Source organism: Photobacterium kasasachensis (assembly GCF_050336885.1).
Classification (GTDB): domain Bacteria; phylum Pseudomonadota; class Gammaproteobacteria; order Enterobacterales; family Vibrionaceae; genus Photobacterium; species Photobacterium kasasachensis.
The window spans coordinates 77,547-98,801 of record NZ_JAKJSH010000022.1 but is presented as its reverse complement, the minus strand read 5'-3'; the positions used below and the strand labels follow the sequence as shown (position 1 = coordinate 98,801).

The window sequence follows — 21,255 nt, the reverse complement described above, 5'->3', positions numbered from 1 at the left end:
TATGACAGACACAACATCCGTCATTCAGGTACAGGTCAATGACAAACCTGTGAGATGCCCGGAAGGACAGAGCCTGACAGCGTTGCTAACCATGTTGGACATGCCGTTGCAGGCAACGGCGGTGGCGCTGAATGACGATATTGTTGCCCGCAGCGAGTGGGACAGCACATTACTTAATACGGGCGATCGTATTGCCTTATTCCAAGCTATTGCCGGAGGCTAAATGCTTACTATTGCAGACAAGACGTTTTCATCCCGCCTGTTTACCGGTACGGGAAAATATGCCAACAGTCGGGCAATGGCGGACTCTATTATTGCTTCCGAGTCAGAACTGGTGACTATGGCCTTAAAGCGGGTCGATATTGAAAATCGTGACGATGATATTTTGGCTCCTCTTGTGGCTGCCGGGGTGAACTTGCTACCTAATACCTCGGGCGCAAAGAATGCAAAAGAAGCCGTGTTTGCCGCAAAACTGGTCCGCGAGGCGTTGGGAACAAATTGGCTGAAGCTGGAAATTCACCCGGACCCTAAATACCTGATGCCCGATCCGATTGAAACCCTGGCAGCCGCTGAAGAATTGGTGCGTGAAGGCTTTATCGTATTGCCTTATTGCCATGCCGATCCGGTGTTGTGTAAACGGCTGGAAGAGGCCGGTTGTGCGGCGGTGATGCCGCTTGGGGCACCGATAGGTTCCAACAAAGGATTGGCATCGCGTGACTTTTTGGAAATCATCATCGATCAGGCGCGGGTGCCGGTAATAGTCGATGCTGGTATTGGTGCTCCTTCCCATGCCGCCGAAGCGATGGAGATGGGGGCTGATGCAGTGTTGGTCAATACCGCGATTGCGGCCGCGGCTGATCCGGTTGCCATGGGCAAGGCCTTCAAGCTGGCTGTTGAAAGTGGTCGCATGGCCTATGAAGCAGGGCTGGCCGGTACGGTTAACCATGCGATAGCCTCCAGCCCGCTGACGGCTTTTTTGGATCAGAGCGCATAGGGGAGCGGCATGAGTTACGTTGATGTCTGGAAGCAGCTTGAATGGGATGATATCCGATTGTCGATTTACAGCAAAACGGCGTCGGATGTCGAGCGTGCCCTGCGTAAGCCCAAGCGTGATTTGGAGGATTTCAAGGCCTTGATCTCCCCAGCGGCCGAACCCTATCTGGAACAAATGGCGCAGCAGTCGGCTGCGCTGACCCGCAAGCGGTTCGGCCATACGATTTCCTTTTATGTGCCGCTCTATCTGTCGAACCTGTGTGCCAATGCCTGTACCTATTGCGGTTTTTCGATGGAGAACCGGATCAAGCGCCGGACATTGAGTAAGTCTGAAATCGCCCGAGAATGTCAGGCTATCAAAGCGATGAATTTTGATAGCGTGCTGCTGGTGACCGGCGAGCATGAGCGTAAGGTCGGGATGGCGTATTTCCGTGAAGCGGTGCCGGCGGTCAAAGAGCAGTTCAGCTACCTGGCCATGGAAGTTCAGCCGCTGGATCAGGATGAGTATGCCGAGCTGAAAACCTTGGGGCTGGACGCCGTGATGGTATACCAGGAGACCTACAGCGCATCAACTTATGCCGAGCATCATTTGCGAGGCAACAAAATGGACTTTGAATACCGGCTGGAAACACCGGACCGCCTGGCGAAGGCCGGGATTGATAAGATAGGCATTGGCGCCCTGATCGGATTGGAAGAGTGGCGCACGGACTGTTTCTATGTCGCCAGTCACCTCGACTACCTTGAGCGTACCTACTGGCAGACCCGCTATTCCATCTCGTTTCCGCGGCTAAGGCCTTGTGAAGGGGGCTTGCAGCCCAAGTCCGTTATGGATGATCGCCAACTGGTACAGCTGATCTGTGCTTACCGGCTGTTTAATCCGGAAGTCGAGCTATCACTGTCGACCCGAGAGTCACCACAGTTCCGAGATAATGCCTTGCCACTAGGGGTAACCAGTATGTCGGCCGGATCGAAAACGCAACCGGGCGGCTATGCCGATGACGAGCCGGAACTGGAGCAGTTCTCGATCAGTGATGAGCGCTCGGCCGCTGCCGTGGCAGAGGCGGTCAAAAAGCACGGTTTCGAGGTGGTGTGGAAGGACTGGCACCATGCCTACTCGGGCTAGCGGATTGTTGATGTTTGGCTCTATATCGGCATCGAAAGTGCTCATTTATATCTATAAACTCCGCGCTGTCTCTTTGCTCTAGAGCCATATCCTGAACAGTCTATATGATAACGCCCGCGAGAATGCGGGCGTTGTGGTATCTACAGCTTGAGATGAGCTGTTAGCGCTTAAGCGGTGCAGTTGCCTGTGCCAGCCAAGCCAGATCGTCACCTTCCAATGCCGGGCTGATCGCCTCGAATACTGTCTTGTGGTAGTTATTCAGCCATGCCAGTTCGACATCTGTCAGCAGATCAATATCAACCAGACGACGGTCAATCGGAGCGCGGGTCAGTGACTCAAAGCCCATCACCGTCATATCGCCAGCGGTTTCCACTTCAACAACCAGTTCTAGGTTCTCGATACGGATACCAAAGGCATCGGCGCGGTAGTAACCCGGCTCGTTCGATAGCACCATACCCGGTAGCAGGGCAGTTGGGTTGTGTACTTTGGCAATGCGCTGCGGGCCTTCGTGGACGCTCAGGAAGTGGCCGACACCGTGACCGGTACCGTGGTCATAGTCAAAACCGTGTGCCCATAGGTGCTGGCGAGCCAGTGCATCGAGCTGGGAGCCGGTGGTGCCTTTCGGGAACCGGGCCGTAGCCAGGGCAATATGGCCTTTCAGTACCAGGGTGAAAGTTTGTTTGACCTCGTCACCCGGTTGGCCGATAGCGATGGTACGGGTAATATCCGTTGTACCGTCTGGGTACTGGCCGCCTGAATCGACCAGGTAGACATTGTCCATTTCCAGAACGCTTGGCTCCGGCTGGTTCAGGTGATTGTAGTGACACATGGCAGCATTGCCGCCGGCGGCCGAAATTGTATCGAAGCTCACATCGGTACAGCTGGTGTCCTGAATACGGAACTGCCACAGCTTGCCAGACAGCGTACCTTCGTCCAGAAGGTGACCTGCTGCAACCTGGGCATCAACCCATGCCAAGAACTTGGAGACAGCGACACCATCGCGAATATGGCAGGCTTTCATGCCGGCAATTTCAGTCGGGTTTTTCGCCGCTTTTGGGAGCAGACAAGGATCGGCTGCTTCAATCAGGTTGGCACCTGCTGTACGCAGTACCTGAGCGGCCCAGGCGTTGCTGGTCGCCGGGTCAATCAATACCTGTTTGCCGTTCAGAGACTGAAGTCCCGCTTCCAGTGCTTCTGGCTTATGGATACGGACACCTTCACCGACATGGGCGGCAAACTCTGCTGGCAGACGCACCGGGTCGATGTAGAAGTCAACGCTCTCGTCAGCATGGATAATCGCTGTTGATAGCAATACCGGCAGGCTCGGTACATCGCTGCCGCGGATATTCAGCAGCCAGGCAATGCTGTCTACCTGAGTCAGCAGGGCCGCTTCGGCTTTTTGTTTTTTCAGCTCGGTTGCAATGTTGCTGCGTTTGTCGGCGCTGCTCTGGCCAACGAAATCCAGACCCATCAGTTTTGCATCGGACAGTGTTGCTGCCGGACGGTCATGCCACAGGGTATCGATAGGGTTGGCATCAACACAAACAAGCTCAAGAGCTCCGGCCAGGCTTTCGGTGGTGCGAGTCAGCCAGGCGCCGCTATGCAGGCGGGCATCAATAGCCACTTTGCTGCCGGCGGCCAGATTATCCTGAGTCCACTGGACTGGTGGCTCGTCAATCAGATGGCGGTATTCGAAAACGTCGCCCGGTACTTGCTTACGGACCTGAACAACATAGCGACCGTCAACAAATACAGCTGCTTTTTCACGCGTGATCACCGCCATACCGGCCGATCCCGTAAAGCCTGTTGCCCACAGTAAACGTTCGTTATGGGCCGGGATATATTCGCCGAGGTATTCATCTTCATGAGGAATAAGCAAAGCGTCTAGCTGGTTGTCGGCCAACCACTGGCGGATCTGCTCAACACGTTGTGAGATAACTTCTTGCATGTTTTGAGGTTCCTTGTTTTTGCCGCCGTCTGAATGACGGAATGAATGCCAACCTGAAGAAATCAAAGCAAGGCGACGAGTAATGAGACAGGTTGCCTTGCACTGAGTTGTTCAGGCTGCGGCCATAACGTTAGCGCTTTTGCAAGTCGGCTGCAATTAGGTGGTAGACAAATCACGACATCGGCTGATGATTAACTCCCTTAACCAACTGTGTCCGAGGTCTTTTTCTTGATGTTGATGCCAGAAAAGCGTGTATGCCATAGCAGGAAGTTCTGGTGGAAGCGGTAATACCACGAGATCGAGCTGGGCGGTGATGTAATGGGCAAAGTGACTCGGGGCGGTAAATACGAGATCGGTATGGGTGCATAAACTGGCAGCACTGTTGAAGTCCGGCACGTACATCGCGATGTCACGGTGCAAGCCTTTCTCGGCCAGTTTGTAGTCCAGCAGCCAGCGATCGTCCTGCCCGCAGCGGACCTGGATATGGCGTTGTTCAAGGTAGTAGTCCTGATCCCACTCCCTGTCGGTCTGGCACAGAATTGGGTGGCCCTGGCGGACAATACAGCGTTGGGTATCACGGCATAACTCCTGGAACACAATTCCTTTCGGCGGCATCAGGGTCAGCATCGCGTCCTTGGGGTTGAGATCCTTGCCGGTGATCCCGAAATCAATTTCGCCCCTCTGGAGACGATCAAAGGTATTGGGTTCCCATGCCTGGGTATCGAGAATGATATTGGGTCCTTTGGCAAAAATCTCTCCTAAGAATTGCGGCAGAAAAAGCGGGTAGGCGCTCTCGACCAGGGCCATTTTGAAATGGCGCTCGCTGGTTTCGGGAATAAACTCTGCCGGGGCGGTGAGCAGTTCGACTTCTCGCAGCAGGTGATCGAGCAGGGGAAGTAGCGCCTGCGCCCGGGGAGTTGGTGCCATACCGTGGGCGGTACGGGTAAAGAGCGGATCGCTAAATTGCTCGCGCAGGCGTGTCAGGCTCTTGCTGACTGCCGACTGGCTGAGGTTCAGCCGTCTGGCGGCATGGGTCACACTGCGTTCTTCCAGCAGGACATGGAGGCAAACCAGCAAGTTGAGATCGATACGGGCAAGTTTTTCAAAAGACACAACAAAACCTCAGGCAGAGTGATATTCCAGAATGGAAATTCTGATTTGAATATAAACCATTTCTGTTCATATCTCTAAGGGCTTAGACTGCCGCCATAACAAGAGAGGAAAGTCACATGAAGCCTGAAAACACGCAGTCCGGAACAAGGTTGGTTGCCCTGATGGTCACCCTTGTCCTATTTAGCCCACTGGCTATCGATATCTACCTGCCCGCCCTGCCGGCGATGGCAGAGACTTTCGCGGTTGACGCTACCCGGGTTCAGGATACGGTGACCTGGTTTATGTTTAGCCTCGGCCTGGGACAGCTATTGGCAGGCCCGCTGGCTGACCGTTTTGGACGTCGCCCTATTGCCCTGGGCGGAGTAAGTATTTATGCCCTCAGTGCGGCGATGGCGTACTGGGCGCAGACACTGGATTTATTGCTGGTGGCTAGACTGCTGCAGGGGTTCGGCGCTTGTGCAACCTCGGTGGCTGCCTTTGCCGCCGTTCGCGACAGCTTCGGGCCTGAACGCAGCGGCCGAATGATCAGCTACCTCAATGGGGCGATCTGCTTTATTCCGGCATTGGCACCGCTGCTGGGTTCGTGGCTGACCCATGAATTTGGCTGGCGTTCGAACTTCAGCTTTATGGCTGGCTTTGCCCTGGTGGCCGGTTCCTTCCTGGCGGTCTTTTTCAAGGAAACACGCCCGGCGGAAACCAAGGCTGATGGTGTGTTATTCAGTGCTGAACGCTATATGTCGGTGTTGCGCGAACCGGTGTTTTTGTTCCACGCCACGCTTTGTATGCTGTCGATGGCGGTGATTCTGGCCTATGTGACCTCGGCGCCGGTATGGCTGATGGTGGAGCAGGGACAGAGCATGGGACAGTTTACAATGTGGTTCGGAGTGAATGCTGTCCTGAATATTCTGGCCTGCATGGTGGCACCCAAATACATGGATAAGTTTGGTACCCGTAACACCCTTAATCTCGGTTTGCTGATGCTGATTGGCTCCGGAGCGGCGATGCTGGTACTGAGCAGCATTCATCAGGCATGGGCCTTTATGGTGCCTATCTTTATGTCGTCTTTTGGTTTTGCCTTTGTTTTGGGCTCGGCGGCAGGCAAGGCGCTGGCACAGTTCGGTGACCGTGCCGGCACGGCTGCGGCATTGCTGGGGCTGTTCCAGATGAGCGGTGCCGGCATGATGGTGAGCCTGACTCAGCGTCTGGATTTAACCCCGCCGATGCTGCTGACGTTGCAGATGTGGCTATTGGTTCCCGGCCTGTTGATCCTGTGGTCAAAGCTGGGGCGCCGCTGGCATGCTGTCGCAACAACCAGCTAAGAACACTGAATTTATAACTAGACGCCTTTTCCCTGCAGGGCGCTGGGTCTCGACAACCCTTCTATGATTTGCCTGTCACGCTGTGGCAGGTTTTTTTTTGCCTTTCCATTGCTGGATCAACAGTCCGCAGACAATCAGCACCAGCCCGGCAAGGGTCGAGGGATGGATTTCTTCGCCGATGATGGTTGCCAGTAACAGCAGGGAGATAAACGGCGAAATGAAGATCAGGTTGCTGATCCGGGCTGTGTTGCGGGTGAGTCTCAGGGCATTGAGCCACAGGACAAACGTCACGCCCATCTCAAACAGTCCGACATAGCTGACGGCAAGCCAGCCTTGCCACGGCACGCTTGGCCAGTTGCCGAGATAGAGGCTGAGGCCGATAGAGAAAGGCAGCGAGACCAAAAAACCGAGCAATACGCCCAGTACGGGATCGGCCTGGTTCTTGGCATTGAGGATCCAGTACATGGCCCACAGCAGGGTGGATAACAGTGCCAGTGCGACTCCGGCAGGGTTATCAAACTGCAAGGCCATGATATCGCCCTTGGTCGCGATCACCACAACACCCAGGTAGCCCAAGCCACAGGCTACCCAGTCCTGCTTGCGAATTTTCTGGCCGAGAAACACCGCTGCCATCAAAGTTAGGGTAATGGCCCAGCTGTAATTGAGGGGTTGGGCCTGCGAGGCCGGCAATAGGTCATAGGCCTTGAACAGGATCAGATAATAGGCAAAGGGATTGATCAAGCCGAGCAGCAGATAATAGAAAGGGCGGGCCATGAACGTGCGGCCAAGCAGATGTAGCTTGCCCTGAAAGAAAGCGATAATTATCAGCGCGACGGCGGAGACCACACTGGCTGCCACCATCATTTGGATCGGGCTGAAGAAATCAAGGGTGATTTTAAATGCCGTGGCAACCGTCGACCAGAGTAGAACTGCTGCCAACCCATATCCGAGAGCGTAACGTTCGTTCATTATTCATCCATCATCTTTTTGGCTGCTTTTATATTAGAAATCGCAGCACGGGTTATTCGTCATACCAAAGGCTGCCAGTCTATTCGATTGTCGATAGCCCGACCAGATAGTGGTTTCTCAGGCTGTGACAGCAAGCCCAATCATTATGCCTGCTCGATGGAGGTCCCCATTCAGGACTGGTTAACTCGCCATAATGGCTGGACATTTATCCAGTATCCACTTAGCCTTTAGCACAGAATAAATCGAGAATGAGTTCGTCTGACAACCATCATTCTTGCTATTAATTAGGGTTGGAAATCATGATAACTGAGTGGCTCACAGGAGCGGAGCTGGCTGTTGTTGCAGCGCTGTCCGGAGCAACCGTAGCCAGTGTGATCACCGCACTATGGATGAAAGGCCGCTGGCAGCAACAAGCGCAACTGCTCCGTCAGCAGGCCGAAGCGGATGCCCGCCTGGCCCAAAGCCAGGAACAGCATTATCAGGCTCAGCTTGCAGAGCGAAACCAGGATCTCGATGAGCTGGACGTTGAGCGGGACCGCCTGACGTCCGAGTTGCGCCAGATGCATGCCCGTCTGGCGGCGGCATTGGAAAAAATGCGCCATTTCGAAGCGCTGAAAAATGAGAAACAGTACCTGACCGAACAGCTGGAGAATGCCCGGCTGGCCAATGCCGGGTTAGAGGCGGATCTGCGCGAGCAGGAAGCCCGTCATTTCGAAGAGCAAAGAGCAGCAGATGACAAGATTGCCTTGCTGGAAAATGCCGAAGAGCGGCTGCGGGTCCAGTTTGAAAGTCTGGCCAACCGGCTGTTCGAACAGAAAACCCGAACCGTCGACGAGCAGAACAAGCTCAGCCTGGAGCACCTGCTCAGCCCGCTCAAAGAGCAGCTGGAGGGTTTCAAAAAGCAGGTGACCGACAATTTCAGTCAGGAAGCCCGTGAGCGCCATACCCTAGTGCATGAGATCAATAACCTGAAGCAGCTCAACGAACAGATGGCCCGTGAGGCGATCAACCTGACCCAGGCCCTGAAAGGTGACAACAAGGCCCAGGGTAACTGGGGCGAAGTGGTGCTGGCCCGGGTACTGAGTGAATCCGGGTTGCGGGAAGGCCATGAGTACCAGACCCAGATCAGCCTGGAAAACGAAGAGGGCAAGCGCTACCAGCCAGATGTGGTTGTGCGCTTGCCACAGGAGAAGGACGTGGTGGTCGATGCCAAGATGTCGCTGGTTGCCTATGAACGCTTCTTCAATGCCGAGACAGCGGCCGAGCAGGAGTTGGCCCTGAGCGAGCACGTGGCATCGGTGCGAAGTCATATGCGCGGCCTGAGCCGTAAGGACTATCACCAGTTGCATGGTATTCGCAGCCTGGATTATGTACTGATGTTCATCCCGGTCGAACCGGCCTTTCAGGCGGCAGTCGAAGCCGACCCGAGCCTGATCCGTGATGCGATGGAGCAGAACATCATGCTGGTCAGCCCGACTACCCTGTTGGTGGCCCTACGTACGATCAATAACCTGTGGCGTAACGAGCGCCAGAACCAGAATGCCAAGCAAATTGCCGACCGGGCCGGCAAGCTCTATGACAAGCTGCGTCTTTTCGTGACGGATATGGAGGCGGTTGGGGCATCGCTCGATAAAGCTAACCTGAGCTACCAGGGAGCGATGAACAAGCTGGTGACGGGGCGCGGTAATGTGATCCGCCAGGCCGAAAGCTTCAAGTTGCTGGGGGTCGAGGTCAAGCGGGATATCAGCCCTGCCCTAGTCGAGCAGGCCCAGGCAGCGAAGGCGATAACGGAAGAAAGCAAGTCCTCGGCACTGTCACCTGCGGCGTCTGCTGCAAATGATTTACCGTAGTGCTTTGAGCAAACCGCAGCCATCAAGTACACTAAGCCGGATAATTAAACACATATAGTATGACGGATATAGCATGACGGACACCACACAAGATACGACCCATTTTGGCTATCGTACTGTAGCCAAGGAAGACAAAGCGGATCTGGTCGCGGAAGTATTTCATTCCGTAGCCGCGAAATACGACATCATGAACGACATGATGTCGATGGGTATCCATCGGGTATGGAAGCGCTTTACCATTGATTGCAGTGGTGTTCGCCGTGGCCATCGAGTGCTGGATCTCGGTGGTGGTACAGGTGATCTGACGGCTAAGTTTTCCCGTATCGTCGGTGAAGACGGCCAGGTTGTACTGGCGGATATCAACAACTCGATGCTGAAAGTCGGTCGCAGCAAGCTGCGTGATATCGGCATCGTCGGTAACGTCGGTTATGTGCAGGCCAATGCCGAAGAACTGCCGTTCCCGGATGATTACTTTGACTGTATTACCATTAGCTTCTGTCTGCGTAACGTGACAGACAAAGACAAGGCACTGCGCTCGATGTTCCGGGTGCTGAAGCCGGGTGGCCGCCTGTTGGTGCTGGAGTTTTCCAAGCCACAGCTTGAGCCGCTGTCTAAGGTCTACGATGCCTATTCTTTCCATCTGCTACCAAAAATGGGCGAACTGATTGCCAATGATGCGGAAAGCTATCGCTATCTGGCCGAGTCTATTCGAATGCACCCGGATCAGGATACGCTGGAAGGCATGATGAAAGATGCCGGTTTCGAGCAGACCCAGTACTACAACCTGACGGGCGGTATTGTTGCCCTGCACCGCGGCTACAAGTTCTGAGGACATTATGCCATTCGATGCTTTTGTTACCGGCGCGGTAGAAACCTCGCTAAATACCCTGTTAAAGGACGACGCCGAGAGTCAGCGTCGTCTGGGACGTCTGCGCGGCAAAGTCATTAGCGTAACTATTAATGAGTTTGGCAAGACGCTGATCTTTATTTTCAGTCAGCAAATCGACGTACTGGCAGTCTATGAAGGTGAGGTGGACTGCGAACTTGCACTGAATCTGACCGTGCTGCCGGAGCTGCGTCAGCAGGCTAACCTGACCCAGTTGATCAAGGCCGACAAGCTGGCGCTGGAAGGTGATATCCAGCTGGCCCAGCAGTTCTCGGCATTGCTGAGCGGCCTTAAGCCGGATGTGGAAGAGAAGCTGTCGCAATATACCGGTGATATTGTTGCCCATACCCTGGTCAGCGGCCTGAAAACTGGTGCGCAGCGAATTCGCCAGGGAGCGAAGCGACGCCAGCGCGATTTGGCAGAAGTGATCACCGAAGAATGGAAGCTTGCGCCGCAGGCGCTGGAGATCGCCCACTTTGCCGATCAGGTCGATGATCTGAAATCGGATGTTGCCCGTTTCGAGGCCCGACTTGATCAACTTCTGGGGCAACGCTAAACCATGATGACCTATTCGGAGTTTAAACGCCTTTATCAAATTACCACGGTGAAGCTGCGCTATGGGCTGGATGAGTTTCTGCCTGACGATCCGCGGGTTAAAGCACCGAAAATGGCTCGCAAGTCACTGTTTTGGATCAAGAACCAGCATGCCGACAAACCGCTGGGTGTCCGCCTGAGGCTGGCGCTGCAGGAGCTGGGACCGGTGTGGATCAAGTTCGGCCAGATGATGTCGACCCGCCGGGATTTGTTTCCGCCGCACATCGCCGATCAGCTGGCGATGCTGCAGGATCAGGTTGCCCCGTTTGACGGCAAACTGGCAAAGCAGCAGATGGAACAATCGTTGGGTGGACCGCTGGAAACCTGGTTTGATGACTTTGACGAAACACCGCTGGCATCAGCCTCTATTGCCCAGGTTCATACCGCGACGCTGAAATCGGATGGCCGCAAGGTCGTACTCAAGGTGATCCGCCCGGATATTCTGCCGGTGATCCAGGCCGATATTAAGCTGATGTACCGGATGGCGCGCATTTTGTCGCGGGCGTTGCCGGAAGCCCGCCGTCTGCGTCCGGTCGAGGTGGTACGGGAGTACGAGAAGACCCTGTTGGACGAGCTGAACCTGATGCGCGAAGCGGCCAACGGTATTCAGCTGCGCCGCAACTTTGAAGACAGCGATATGCTGTATGTGCCGGAGGTATATACTGATCTCAGCAGCGAGCGCTTGCTGGTGATGGAGCGCATCTACGGTATCCAGGTCTCTGATGTCGACGCCCTGGTGGCCAATGGCACAGATTTGAAGCTACTGTCCGAAAACGCGGTGAATATCTTCTTTACCCAGGTGTTCCGCGACAGCTTTTTCCATGCCGACATGCATCCCGGTAATATTTTTGTTGCACGAGAAAACCCGGAAAATCCGCAGTGGATTGCGCTCGATTGTGGTATCGTCGGCACCCTCAACCGGGAAGACAAGCGCTACCTGGCTGAAAACTTGCTGGCCTTTTTTAACCGAGACTATCGGAAAGTGGCCGAGCTGCACGTTGATTCCGGCTGGGTACCGAAAGACACCAACATTGATGACTTCGAGTTCGCGATCCGTACGGTGTGCGAGCCTATTTTTGAAAAGCCGCTGGCTGAAATTTCGTTTGGCCATGTGCTGCTGAACCTGTTTAATACCGCGCGCCGCTTCAACATGGAAGTACAGCCGCAGCTGGTGCTGCTGCAGAAAACCCTGTTGTATGTAGAAGGGTTAGGGCGCCAGCTCTACCCGCAGCTGGACTTGTGGGATACGGCCAAACCCTTCTTGGAAGACTGGATGTCCCGTCAGGTAGGACCACAGGCCGTTATTGATGGTGTTAAAAGTAGGGCTCCGTTCTGGGCAGAAAAATTGCCGGAGTTACCGGAATTACTGTATGACAGTTTGCGCCAGGGCAATGCACTGAACCAACGGATTGATACACTCTACGACAACTTTATGGATAGTCGGCGCGATCAGAGCCTGGCAAGGTTCTATTTTGGTATAGGTGCAACCTTGGTTGTATGTTCTGCCATACTTTTTAGTAATCATATTGAAACTTATCCAGCGGTCTCGGCCGTTACGGGGGTCACGTTTTGGTTACTTGGGTGGCGTGCTTGCCGCAAATAGCAGGTAAAGTATGCAGCCTAAACATATCGTTTTTGTTATCAACCACAATTAGCTGAGGTAAAACAAGCATGGGTGGTATTAGTATCTGGCAATTGCTTATCATTGCATTGATCATTGTGCTTCTTTTCGGTACCAAGAAACTTCGCTCGCTGGGCGGTGATCTGGGTTCTGCCGTGAAGGGCTTTAAGAAAGCGATCGGTGAAGATGAATCGGCAGCCAAGAAAGACGCTGACGCGGATTTCGAGCAAAAGAAACTTGCTGATGATCAGCAGGGTGAGCAGGCTCAAAAGAGCCAGAAAGACAAAGAGCAGGTTTAACGCGTGTTTGATATCGGGTTCTGGGAGTTAATACTGATCTCGGTGGTGGGATTGGTAGTACTGGGGCCGGAACGTCTTCCCGTCGCGATCCGTTCGGTATCGCGCTGGGTTGGCGCTGCTCGTAATATGGCTAATTCGGTGAAAGATGAACTGTCGCAAGAACTGAAAATTCAGGAATTGCAGGAAAATCTGAAGAAGGCCGAGCAAATGGGAATGAAGGACTTGTCGCCTGAACTGCGTGATTCGGTGGAAGAGCTGAAACAAGCCGCCGCGGATGTGCAGCGTCCCTATGCTGAGAAAAACGAGCACACCTCAGCAACGACTTCTCAAAAGCAGGATTAAATTACATCACTATGTCTACAGTCGAAGAAACGCAACCGTTATTCAGCCATTTGGTAGAGCTGCGTAATCGGCTGCTGCGTTCCATTTTGAGTGTATTAGTGGTTTTTCTTGGTCTGGTCTGGTTTGCCAACGACATCTATGCGTTTTTGTCGGCACCTTTGGTCGAGCGTCTGCCCGACGGGGCGACGATGATTGCAACGGATGTGGCATCGCCTTTCTTTACACCAATAAAACTCACTTTGGTTACCTCAGTGTTTGTTGCTGTACCTATGATTTTGTATCAGGTGTGGGGCTTCATTGCGCCGGGCCTGTACAAACACGAACGTAAGCTGATCATGCCGTTGCTGTTTTCCAGCTCGTTGCTGTTCTACGCCGGGGTGTCTTTTGCTTATTTTGTCGTGTTCCCGCTCGTGTTTGGTTTCTTTACCAGCATTGCGCCGGACGGGGTACAGGTTGCAACTGACATTGCCAGCTACCTCGACTTTGTTCTGGCACTGTTTATGGCCTTCGGTATCGCCTTTGAGATCCCGGTTGCCATTATTCTGCTGTGCTGGACCGGGGCGACCGATCCGCAGAGCCTGAAGCAGAAGCGGCCATATATCATTGTGGCAGCCTTTGTGGTGGGGATGATGCTGACGCCGCCGGACATTATTTCGCAGACATTGCTGGCTATTCCTATGTGCTTGCTGTTTGAGGTTGGCTTGTTCTTCTCGCGCTTCTATATCCGCGACGGAGAAGAGGAAGACGCTGAACATGACGAGCAATAAGCGTAATGCATGACAGAAGAACCGGCCGCTGGCCGGTTTTTTTATACAACTTTCAGAGATGGATGATCACATGATAGATATCGGGGTCAACTTGACCAATAGTCGTTTTGACAAAGATCGCGAGGCGGTGATTGAACGGGCGAAGGAGGCTGGCATCAAGGGTCTGGTGCTGACCGGAACCTGTATCGAAGAGAGCCGTCAGGCCCAGGCGATGGCCCGCCAATGGCCGCAATATTGCTACAGTACGGCCGGGGTACATCCGCACGATGCCAAAACGGTCTCCGATCTGGCCCTGCCGGCTATCCGCCAGTTGGCGGCTGAGCCTGAAGTGGTCGCCATCGGTGAATGCGGATTGGATTTCAATCGCGATTTCTCGCCGCGGCCGCAGCAGGAAGCCGTCTTTGAGGCGCAGCTGGCCTTGGCGGCGGAGCTCAATATGCCCGTGTTCATGCACTGCCGTGATGCCCATGAACGGTTTCTGGCGATCCTTAAGCCGTGGCGTGACCGCCTTCCGGCCGCGGTCCTGCACTGCTTTACCGGCACCGAGACCGAACTGAAAGAGTGCCTGGCGATGGACCTGCATATCGGTATTACCGGCTGGGTATGTGACGAACGGCGGGGGACCGAACTGCGCGAGATCGTGCACCATATTCCGGATAACCGCCTGATGATCGAGACGGACTGTCCGTATTTGCTGCCGCGGGACTATCGACCGAAGCCCAAGTCCAGCCGAAACGAACCTAAGTTCTTGCCGCATATCGCATCTGTGATTGCCCAGTGTCGCAATCAGGAAGCGGCCGAAGTGATTGCCCATTCTTATATTACTACCCAGGCATTTTTTGCAATCGGATCGCCCGAAGCCTGACAGAGTGGTATCATCAGCAAAAAGCGAACCAACCCATACAAGGAGTATGCAGTGTCTGTATCTATCCAGGGCGAGTTTCCAGCCCGCCGTATGCGTCGCATGCGTAAGCATGACTTTAGCCGCCGTCTAATGGCAGAAAACCAGATTTCTGTGAATGATCTGATTTACCCGATGTTTATCCTGATGGGTAAAAACCGCCGTGAAACGGTTGAGTCGATGCCTGGCGTAGAGCGCCTGTCTATTGATCTGATGCTGGAAGAAGCGGAGTATCTGTCAAAGTTGGGTGTGCCGGCGATTGCGTTGTTCCCGGTGATTTCGCAGGATTTCAAAAGCACCTGTGCCGCAGAGGCGTATAACCCGGAAGGCCTGGTACAGCGTGCCGTTCGTCTGCTGAAAGAGCATGTGCCGCAGATGGGGGTGATCACCGATGTGGCACTGGACCCGTTCACGATTCATGGTCAGGATGGCATCATTGACGAGACCGGCTACGTGATGAATGACGTGACGACCGAGGTGCTGATCAAGCAGGCCTTGTCACATGCCGAAGCCGGTGCCGATGTGGTTGCACCGTCCGATATGATGGATGGTCGTATCGGCGCAATCCGTGAAGCCCTGGAAGAGGCGGGTTACATTCATACCCAGATCATGGCCTATTCTGCCAAGTATGCCTCGAACTACTATGGCCCGTTCCGTGATGCGGTCGGCTCGGCAGGTAACCTCAAAGGTGGCGACAAGAAGACCTATCAGATGGATCCGGCCAACAGCGATGAAGCCCTTCACGAAGTGGCCATGGATGTCAACGAAGGGGCAGATATGGTGATGGTGAAGCCGGGTATGCCGTATCTGGATGTGGTACGCCGGGTGAAGAGTGAGCTTCAGGTACCGACGTTTGCCTATCAGGTATCAGGCGAATACGCGATGCACATGGCGGCTATCCAAAACGGCTGGCTGAAAGAGCGCGAGACAGTATTGGAATCGCTGTTGTGCTTCAAGCGTGCCGGTGCTGACGGTATTCTGACCTACTTTGCCAAGCCGGTTGCCGAGTGGCTGGCTGAAGAGGCTGCCGCCCGTCAGGCAGACAGCGACAATAAAGCCTAAGACTCCACGGAGTATTGGCTAGCCACAGGGGCGGGATAGGAGTATCTCGCCTCTTGTTTTATGGCTGTACGTTGCGGTTGATGGGGTTCTGCAGCGAAATCAGGGTCTCGGTAGACTGCACCTCATCAATCGCCTGCAGCTTGTCGATCAGCACATACTGCAGCTCCTCAATCGACTTGCACATCAACTTGACGAAAATATTGTACGCGCCGGTGGTGTAATAGGCTTCGACTACCTCGTCCAGCTCGTTGAGCTTGGCAAGAGCCGAATGATAGTCACGGGCGGCATTTAGATTGATACCGATAAAGCAGCAGACGTCATAGCCGAGCAGCTTCGGGTTTACGACCACTTCGGTACCGGTAATAATTTCGGCTGCCCGCATTTTTTCCACCCGGACATGCACCGTGGCAGGGCTGACATTGAACCGCTTGGCCATTTCTGCATAAGGGATCCTGGCATCATTCATCAGGGCGTTGAGGATATCGCGATCTAAATCGTCTATCCGTGGTGGCTGGGTCATGGTTTTGTATTATCCCTTGTTTATCCGATACAGCTCATATCTTATACTGAGCTGGCTTCAGTATCGAATAATCAGACTTAATTGCGCTGTATTTAGACAGCTGCGCCGGCAGCTAGGCCTGCGCATTCGATGGACTTTGACGATAGGGATATTTCTACGTTCTATGCGCTTTCTAGCTTTATTTTTGGTGCTGCTGGCGGCACCGGCCTATGCCCAGGTGAAAGATACGCTGGTTATCCATTCCTATCACCAGGGAATGCGATGGACAGATTCGTTGCAGGCCGGGCTGGAGTCGGCCTCGAAACCTCATGATATTCCCCTTCATGTCAGCTATATGGATAGCAAGCGCTACCAGTCGGCTAGCTATCTCAATGAATTGCTTGATATCTACCGGGCCAAGCTGACCCGGGAAAAATACCGGGCGATTGTGGTGACGGATGATAATGCCCTGTGGCTGGTGAACCAGCTCTCTGAAGAGGTTGGAGAGACGCCGGTGTTGATGGTGGGGATCAATAACTACCAGCCCGAGAAACATGACCAGCTGTCGCAGGTGGCAGGTGTACTGGAGGTGAACAACCCGGTAGACAATATTTCCCTGGCCCTGTCGCAGCAGCCTGACCTAAAGCAAATCTATGTGATAGCAGACGAGACTTATACCGGACAGGCGATGTGGCAGGAGATCAATGACTACCTGGCACTGAATCCGTCTGAGCTGGTTGTACACCGTTTTTCTCCCGGTAAGTTTGACGACATCTTTTCACGCGCCGCGCAACTGCCGGACCAATCTGCAATTATCTTCCTGAGTTATTATTTTGACAGCAGCGGCGACTATATGGGGAGCCGTCCTTTTGTCAGGGCGCTGACCAAGGTCGCTTCTGCGCCTGTATATGCCTCTTACCGGTACCTGCTTGAGCAAGGCGTGGTTGGTGGTGTTATGAACAGTGGTTATGAGCAGGGACAGCAAATCGGCCAGTTGCTGGTGGCGGTTATCGATGGCGACATCAGCGAGCTGCCGACGTTTACCTATAGTGCGAGCAAGGAGATGTTTAACTACCAGATCTTGCAGCACTGGGGGTTAGACGCGCCGGATGATGTGGTGGTGATCAATAAACCGCAGAGCTGGTTTGAGCGCTATAACAAAGAGCTGCGGGCGATTACTGTGGCGGTGGTGATCATGGGGGCGATTATTGTCTTTCTTAGCCTGATCATTCGCCGGTTGCGCAAGAGTGAGCGCAAGCTGCAGCAGAGCAGGGCGCTATTCGAAGGGGTGTTTGATCAGAGCTTTCAGTATATCGGCATTCTCGATTACAACGGGGTGTTGATTTCGGGCAACCTGGCCCTCCAGAACCTGGTCGGTCGCTCAATTATCAAATATGACAGCCCGATGTGGCGCTGGCACTGCTGGGATCAGGAAACGGTTTCTCGCCTGAGCAAGGCCTTTTATGCCGCCTGGCAGGATCAGCGGGTCCGCTTTGAGGTCGAGGTCCAGAGCAGCGAGGACGGCCGGCGGGTATTAGATATTGCGATGAAGCGCATGCCGGAGTCGGTCGGTGAAGCGGAGCAGTTGCTGTTTGAGGCCCGTGATGTGACCTCCCGTCACCAGATGGAAGAAAAGCTGCGCGAGCGGGAAGTCAGCTACCGTCTGCTATACGAGCAGCAGCCGGTCATCCTGCTGGCTGTCGATAGTCAGGCTCGTATTCAGTCGGTTAACCAGTTTGCGGCCGATCTGCTGGGCTACAGCAAGCGTCAGATGCTGGGGCATAAGGTTACGGATTTCTATTTTGATGATGTGCCGTTGCCGCAGCAATACATCTCAGGAGTGCGCGAGAGCAATGCGCAAAAGGTCTGGCGCCGGCAGCTCAGGTACAAATGCGCTGATGGCCATACCGTCTGGATCCGCGAGACGATTCGCCCTACCCAGTCAAAACTTCAGCTGCTGCTGGTTGGTGAGGATATTACCTCGACCCGTGAACTGGAGGCGCAGCTGGAGTATCAGGCCTGCCATGACTACCTGACGGACTTGTTTAACCGTAACCATTTTGAACAGCAGCTGGAAGAGGTATTGCTCGAAGCCAGAGAGCTGGAAGCCCGGCATGCCATGCTGTATATCGACCTTGACCAGTTCAAGGTGATTAACGATACCGCGGGCCATGAAGCCGGCGATGAAGCGTTGAAGCAAGTAGCCCTGCTGCTGCGGGGGATCACCCCGGAGAAGGCCACGCTGTCTCGATTGGGTGGCGATGAGTTTGCCATCATACTGCGTCATTGCAGCTCGGCTGAGGCGGTGCAGTTTGGTAATGAAATTCTGCACCTGCTGGAAGAGGCTGAGTTTTACTGGCAGAACTCCCGGTTTAGCTTTAGCGGCTCGATTGGGATCCGGCTTATCGACGAGACCGCTGGCTCGACGCAACAGGTTCATGCCCAGGCAGATACCGCTTGTTATGCGGCCAAGGACGAGGGGCGAAACCGTCTGCACCTCTACCATCCGGACGACGAAGAGCTCAAGCGCCGCGAGCTGGAAATGGAGTGCGTTAACCTGATCCGTAAGGCACTGGCCGAGAAGCGGCTGGAGCTGCATGCCCAGCAAATTGCCCCGCTAACCTCCACGAGCAACAAACAACATTATGAGATTCTGGTCAGGATCCGCGAGAGCGACGGCTCTATGATATCCCCCGGATTGTTTATGCCGGCCGCTGAGCGCTATAACCTGGCGCACCTGATTGACCGCTATGTAGTCAATGCCGTTATTGACTGGCTCGTCGCCCATCCCGAGGCGGTCGAGCAACTGGAGCTGTGCTCGATTAACCTGTCGGGTCAGTCGATGGGCAACCGGGACTTTATCCAGTTCATGGTGGAGAAAATCCGCGGCTCCGGCTTGCCGACCAACAAGCTCTGCCTGGAGATCACCGAAACGGCAGCCATCGGTAATATGAGCGAGGCGATACTGCTCTTTACCCAACTGAAGTCATTAGGCTGTCTGATTTCGCTGGATGACTTCGGATCCGGGCTGTCTTCGTTTGGCTACCTGAAGCGAATGCCGGTGGACATTATCAAGATTGATGGCATGTTCGTGCGGGACATCGCCGACGACGAGATGGATTATTCCATGGTGAAGGCCATCAACGAGCTGGCGAAAAAAATGGGCAAGCAGACTGTGGCCGAGTTTGTCGAAAACGAAGCTATCCTGACCCGGCTTGATGATCTCGGTGTCGACTATGCTCAGGGATACCTGTTTGGCAAACCGCAGCCACTGGCCGAGCTGGTGAGCGAGTTGCGCCAATCCTCGGAGGCAGTGGTATAATCCTGACCCTTATATCCCCAGGTCGCTCGGTGCGAGCTGTATCGCCGGGGCTTATTGATTGATTACCGGAGAATTTTGTGCAACTCGCTTTAATTTGTGACACGCCTGACCGTCAGCATGAACTGGATGAATTGGCCCTGCGCTGGGGGCTGAGCCATGATGAAGACAGTACTTTTGCCCTGGTACTGACGAGCGAAAGGCTTGAGCTGCACAAACGTGACGAGCCGAAACTGGGCGCGGTGTACGTTGATCTGGCGGGCGGGGCGGCGTCCCATCGCCGTAAGTTTGGTGGCGGGCGTGGCCAGGCCATCGCCAAGGCGGTCGGGCTGAAGGGCGGCGTGACGCCGACTGTGGTTGACGGTACGGCCGGGCTGGGCCGTGATGCCTTTGTGCTCGCTTCTTTGGGCTGTAAGGTGCAAATGGTCGAGCGTCACCCGGTGGTGGCGGCGCTGCTTGATGACGGTCTGCGCCGTGCACAGCAGGATCCCGACATTGGCGGCTGGATCAGTGAGCGGCTGACCTTGCTCCATGCCTCAAGCCATGATGCCCTGGAGAAGCTAGCAGCGGATCCTGAGTTTGCCGCGCCGGATGTGGTCTATCTCGATCCTATGTACCCGCACAAGAAAAAGTCGGCGTTGGTGAAGAAGGAAATGCGAGTGTTCCAGACCCTGGTTGGCGCAGACAACGATGCAGACAGCTTGCTGGCACCGGCGATGGCACTGGCAACCAAACGGGTGGTGGTCAAGCGTCCTGACTACGCCGAATTCTTGGCCGGCCAAAAGCCGTCAACGGCGATAGAGACCAAGAAAAACCGTTTTGATGTCTATGTGCTGGCAGCGATGAAATAGGGCCGCTCGGGCCCTATCTTTTGCTCACCGCAATGTGGTGATACTCTTAGAAAGAATAAGAATCATTGGCTTTGGCTGAAGGAGTGGTTAATGGCAAAGTCTTTATGTAAATATCGCCGAGTTGAAATTGCCGATCAGTTTGCCAACATCAGCAAAATAGTCAGTACGCCTAATTTTGTTTGCAGCAGCTGTGCACGCTCGGCCAGTAGCAAGGAATACCTGTGCAAACCCAGCGCACTTAAGAAAGCTGCGTCATTAGCCCCTGTTCCCAAAGAGGCTCCTGTTCCAATAATGGCTTCTGAGGCAGAAAGGCTGGGTACCAACGTCAGGCCGCTCCCGGCGCTGCCTGCTGTGGCTCGCACTCAGTTGGATGCGGTTGCCACCGTTGAGCAGGAGAGTGTGGCTTTGTTGCCGGCAGTGACCAAAAAGCAGGTCAAGCGGCTGAAGAAGCTGGCGAAGAAGAAAAACAAGCGGTTGAAGAAAGCTGTCAAGGCGGTTAAGCGCTATGAGAAGGCGCTGCAGAAGACCAAAAAAGCGTTAAAGCTCTAGCCGCTTGTAATACCAATCGACACATAACACCATTAAAAAAGCCTCCGAGTACGGAGGCTTTTTTAATTTCCGGCCGATTATGATTCTTTGATCAAAACCGCTGTCATCAGGCAAGTGATCACAGAAACAACAATCCCAGAAACGATTAACCAAGGAAGCATATCCATAGCTAGTTATCCACCTGTTAGCGACTAGAGGTGGCATTGAATAACTTTTACATAATGCTAGCAATAGGTCAGATATAAGATGA

The 21,255-nt window shown here is 54.1% G+C and carries 20 protein-coding genes; 16 read left to right on the top strand and 4 right to left on the bottom strand.

Annotation, left to right across the window (positions count from 1 at the left end):
- The first annotated feature begins 1 nt into the window (after window position 1).
- Genes thiS through thiH form a run of 3 tightly spaced genes read left to right on the top strand, consistent with a single transcriptional unit; the run spans window position 2 to window position 2,116 of the window.
- Window positions 2-223, top strand: coding sequence for a sulfur carrier protein ThiS (thiS, locus tag L4D19_RS24820; protein ID WP_428454669.1), 222 nt, complete (start codon window positions 2-4; stop codon window positions 221-223).
- The gene (locus L4D19_RS24815) at window positions 224-994 is read left to right on the top strand and encodes a thiazole synthase (RefSeq protein WP_428454668.1); all 771 of its coding nucleotides are present in this window, start codon (window positions 224-226) and stop codon (window positions 992-994) included.
- A gap of 9 nt (window positions 995-1,003) precedes the next feature.
- Window positions 1,004-2,116: a 2-iminoacetate synthase ThiH gene (thiH, locus tag L4D19_RS24810; RefSeq protein ID WP_239409545.1), complete on the top strand. Its 1,113-nt coding sequence runs from the start codon at window positions 1,004-1,006 to the stop codon at window positions 2,114-2,116.
- 160 nt (window positions 2,117-2,276) lie between these two features.
- Here thiH and L4D19_RS24805 read toward each other — a convergent pair whose 3' ends face one another.
- Both L4D19_RS24805 and L4D19_RS24800 read right to left on the bottom strand, forming a co-directional pair.
- Window positions 2,277-4,064: an aminopeptidase P family protein gene (locus L4D19_RS24805; protein WP_428454667.1), complete on the bottom strand. Its 1,788-nt coding sequence runs from the start codon at window positions 4,062-4,064 to the stop codon at window positions 2,277-2,279.
- 156 nt (window positions 4,065-4,220) lie between these two features.
- Window positions 4,221-5,177, bottom strand: a complete 957-nt coding sequence (locus L4D19_RS24800; RefSeq protein ID WP_160655658.1) for a LysR substrate-binding domain-containing protein — start codon at window positions 5,175-5,177, stop codon at window positions 4,221-4,223.
- A 116-nt stretch (window positions 5,178-5,293) separates the two neighbouring features.
- Here L4D19_RS24800 and L4D19_RS24795 point away from each other — a divergent pair, with 116 nt between their 5' ends.
- Window positions 5,294-6,496, top strand: coding sequence for a multidrug effflux MFS transporter (locus L4D19_RS24795; RefSeq protein ID WP_428454666.1), 1,203 nt, complete (start codon window positions 5,294-5,296; stop codon window positions 6,494-6,496).
- Between the two features lie 75 nt (window positions 6,497-6,571).
- Here L4D19_RS24795 and L4D19_RS24790 read toward each other — a convergent pair whose 3' ends face one another.
- Window positions 6,572-7,465: a DMT family transporter gene (locus L4D19_RS24790; RefSeq protein ID WP_428454665.1), complete on the bottom strand. Its 894-nt coding sequence runs from the start codon at window positions 7,463-7,465 to the stop codon at window positions 6,572-6,574.
- A gap of 299 nt (window positions 7,466-7,764) precedes the next feature.
- On the opposite strand from L4D19_RS24790, the gene rmuC reads away from it, so the two are divergent.
- The 9 genes from rmuC (at window position 7,765) to hemB (ending at window position 15,787) form a co-directional block, all read left to right on the top strand.
- Window positions 7,765-9,315, top strand: a complete 1,551-nt coding sequence (rmuC, locus tag L4D19_RS24785; RefSeq protein ID WP_428454664.1) for a DNA recombination protein RmuC — start codon at window positions 7,765-7,767, stop codon at window positions 9,313-9,315.
- 73 nt (window positions 9,316-9,388) lie between these two features.
- The gene (ubiE, locus tag L4D19_RS24780) at window positions 9,389-10,144 is read left to right on the top strand and encodes a bifunctional demethylmenaquinone methyltransferase/2-methoxy-6-polyprenyl-1,4-benzoquinol methylase UbiE (RefSeq protein WP_075762130.1); all 756 of its coding nucleotides are present in this window, start codon (window positions 9,389-9,391) and stop codon (window positions 10,142-10,144) included.
- A gap of 7 nt (window positions 10,145-10,151) precedes the next feature.
- Window positions 10,152-10,757: a ubiquinone biosynthesis accessory factor UbiJ gene (locus tag L4D19_RS24775; protein ID WP_428454663.1), complete on the top strand. Its 606-nt coding sequence runs from the start codon at window positions 10,152-10,154 to the stop codon at window positions 10,755-10,757.
- A 6-nt stretch (window positions 10,758-10,763) separates the two neighbouring features.
- Window positions 10,764-12,398: a ubiquinone biosynthesis regulatory protein kinase UbiB gene (gene ubiB, locus L4D19_RS24770; RefSeq protein ID WP_428454677.1), complete on the top strand. Its 1,635-nt coding sequence runs from the start codon at window positions 10,764-10,766 to the stop codon at window positions 12,396-12,398.
- A 68-nt stretch (window positions 12,399-12,466) separates the two neighbouring features.
- The gene (gene tatA, locus L4D19_RS24765) at window positions 12,467-12,715 is read left to right on the top strand and encodes a Sec-independent protein translocase subunit TatA (RefSeq protein ID WP_428454662.1); all 249 of its coding nucleotides are present in this window, start codon (window positions 12,467-12,469) and stop codon (window positions 12,713-12,715) included.
- A gap of 3 nt (window positions 12,716-12,718) precedes the next feature.
- Entirely contained in the window at window positions 12,719-13,057 is a 339-nt protein-coding gene (tatB, locus tag L4D19_RS24760) for a Sec-independent protein translocase protein TatB (RefSeq protein WP_075762133.1), read from the top strand.
- Window positions 13,058-13,068: 11 nt separating this feature from the next.
- Window positions 13,069-13,824, top strand: a complete 756-nt coding sequence (gene tatC / locus L4D19_RS24755; RefSeq protein WP_160655670.1) for a Sec-independent protein translocase subunit TatC — start codon at window positions 13,069-13,071, stop codon at window positions 13,822-13,824.
- Between the two features lie 70 nt (window positions 13,825-13,894).
- Window positions 13,895-14,689, top strand: coding sequence for a 3'-5' ssDNA/RNA exonuclease TatD (gene tatD, locus L4D19_RS24750; protein ID WP_428454661.1), 795 nt, complete (start codon window positions 13,895-13,897; stop codon window positions 14,687-14,689).
- Between the two features lie 51 nt (window positions 14,690-14,740).
- Window positions 14,741-15,787 carry a porphobilinogen synthase gene (hemB, locus tag L4D19_RS24745; RefSeq protein ID WP_428454660.1) on the top strand — a complete coding sequence of 349 codons (1,047 nt, stop codon included), beginning with the start codon at window positions 14,741-14,743 and terminating at the stop codon, window positions 15,785-15,787.
- 58 nt (window positions 15,788-15,845) lie between these two features.
- On the opposite strand, the gene asnC is transcribed toward hemB, so the two are convergent.
- Window positions 15,846-16,307: a transcriptional regulator AsnC gene (gene asnC, locus L4D19_RS24740; protein ID WP_075762137.1), complete on the bottom strand. Its 462-nt coding sequence runs from the start codon at window positions 16,305-16,307 to the stop codon at window positions 15,846-15,848.
- Window positions 16,308-16,470: 163 nt separating this feature from the next.
- Between asnC and L4D19_RS24735 the strand changes: the two genes are divergently transcribed.
- The 3 genes from L4D19_RS24735 to L4D19_RS24725 all read left to right on the top strand — a co-directional run bounded on the left by L4D19_RS24735 (window position 16,471) and on the right by L4D19_RS24725 (window position 21,005).
- Complete coding sequence (locus L4D19_RS24735) at window positions 16,471-19,608, top strand: EAL domain-containing protein (RefSeq protein ID WP_428454659.1); 3,138 nt, start codon at window positions 16,471-16,473, stop codon at window positions 19,606-19,608.
- Window positions 19,609-19,685: 77 nt separating this feature from the next.
- On the top strand, window positions 19,686-20,456 hold the full coding sequence (locus L4D19_RS24730) for a class I SAM-dependent methyltransferase (protein WP_160655682.1): 771 nt from the start codon (window positions 19,686-19,688) through the stop codon (window positions 20,454-20,456).
- 90 nt (window positions 20,457-20,546) lie between these two features.
- Window positions 20,547-21,005 carry a hypothetical protein gene (locus tag L4D19_RS24725; RefSeq protein ID WP_428454658.1) on the top strand — a complete coding sequence of 153 codons (459 nt, stop codon included), beginning with the start codon at window positions 20,547-20,549 and terminating at the stop codon, window positions 21,003-21,005.
- Window positions 21,006-21,255: the final 250 nt, after the last annotated feature.

Coding starts and splice junctions, on each gene's coding strand:
- tatA (WP_428454662.1), top strand. CDS start 12,467: ATGGGTGGTATTAGTATCTGGCAATTGCTTATCATTGCATTGATCATT.
- L4D19_RS24790 (WP_428454665.1), bottom strand. CDS start 7,465: ATGAACGAACGTTACGCTCTCGGATATGGGTTGGCAGCAGTTCTACTC.
- thiH (WP_239409545.1), top strand. CDS start 1,004: ATGAGTTACGTTGATGTCTGGAAGCAGCTTGAATGGGATGATATCCGA.
- ubiE (WP_075762130.1), top strand. CDS start 9,389: ATGACGGACACCACACAAGATACGACCCATTTTGGCTATCGTACTGTA.
- L4D19_RS24775 (WP_428454663.1), top strand. CDS start 10,152: ATGCCATTCGATGCTTTTGTTACCGGCGCGGTAGAAACCTCGCTAAAT.
- asnC (WP_075762137.1), bottom strand. CDS start 16,307: ATGACCCAGCCACCACGGATAGACGATTTAGATCGCGATATCCTCAAC.
- L4D19_RS24735 (WP_428454659.1), top strand. CDS start 16,471: ATGCGCTTTCTAGCTTTATTTTTGGTGCTGCTGGCGGCACCGGCCTAT.
- thiS (WP_428454669.1), top strand. CDS start 2: ATGACAGACACAACATCCGTCATTCAGGTACAGGTCAATGACAAACCT.
- rmuC (WP_428454664.1), top strand. CDS start 7,765: ATGATAACTGAGTGGCTCACAGGAGCGGAGCTGGCTGTTGTTGCAGCG.
- tatD (WP_428454661.1), top strand. CDS start 13,895: ATGATAGATATCGGGGTCAACTTGACCAATAGTCGTTTTGACAAAGAT.
- L4D19_RS24795 (WP_428454666.1), top strand. CDS start 5,294: ATGAAGCCTGAAAACACGCAGTCCGGAACAAGGTTGGTTGCCCTGATG.
- L4D19_RS24815 (WP_428454668.1), top strand. CDS start 224: ATGCTTACTATTGCAGACAAGACGTTTTCATCCCGCCTGTTTACCGGT.
- L4D19_RS24805 (WP_428454667.1), bottom strand. CDS start 4,064: ATGCAAGAAGTTATCTCACAACGTGTTGAGCAGATCCGCCAGTGGTTG.
- ubiB (WP_428454677.1), top strand. CDS start 10,764: ATGACCTATTCGGAGTTTAAACGCCTTTATCAAATTACCACGGTGAAG.
- tatC (WP_160655670.1), top strand. CDS start 13,069: ATGTCTACAGTCGAAGAAACGCAACCGTTATTCAGCCATTTGGTAGAG.
- L4D19_RS24725 (WP_428454658.1), top strand. CDS start 20,547: ATGGCAAAGTCTTTATGTAAATATCGCCGAGTTGAAATTGCCGATCAG.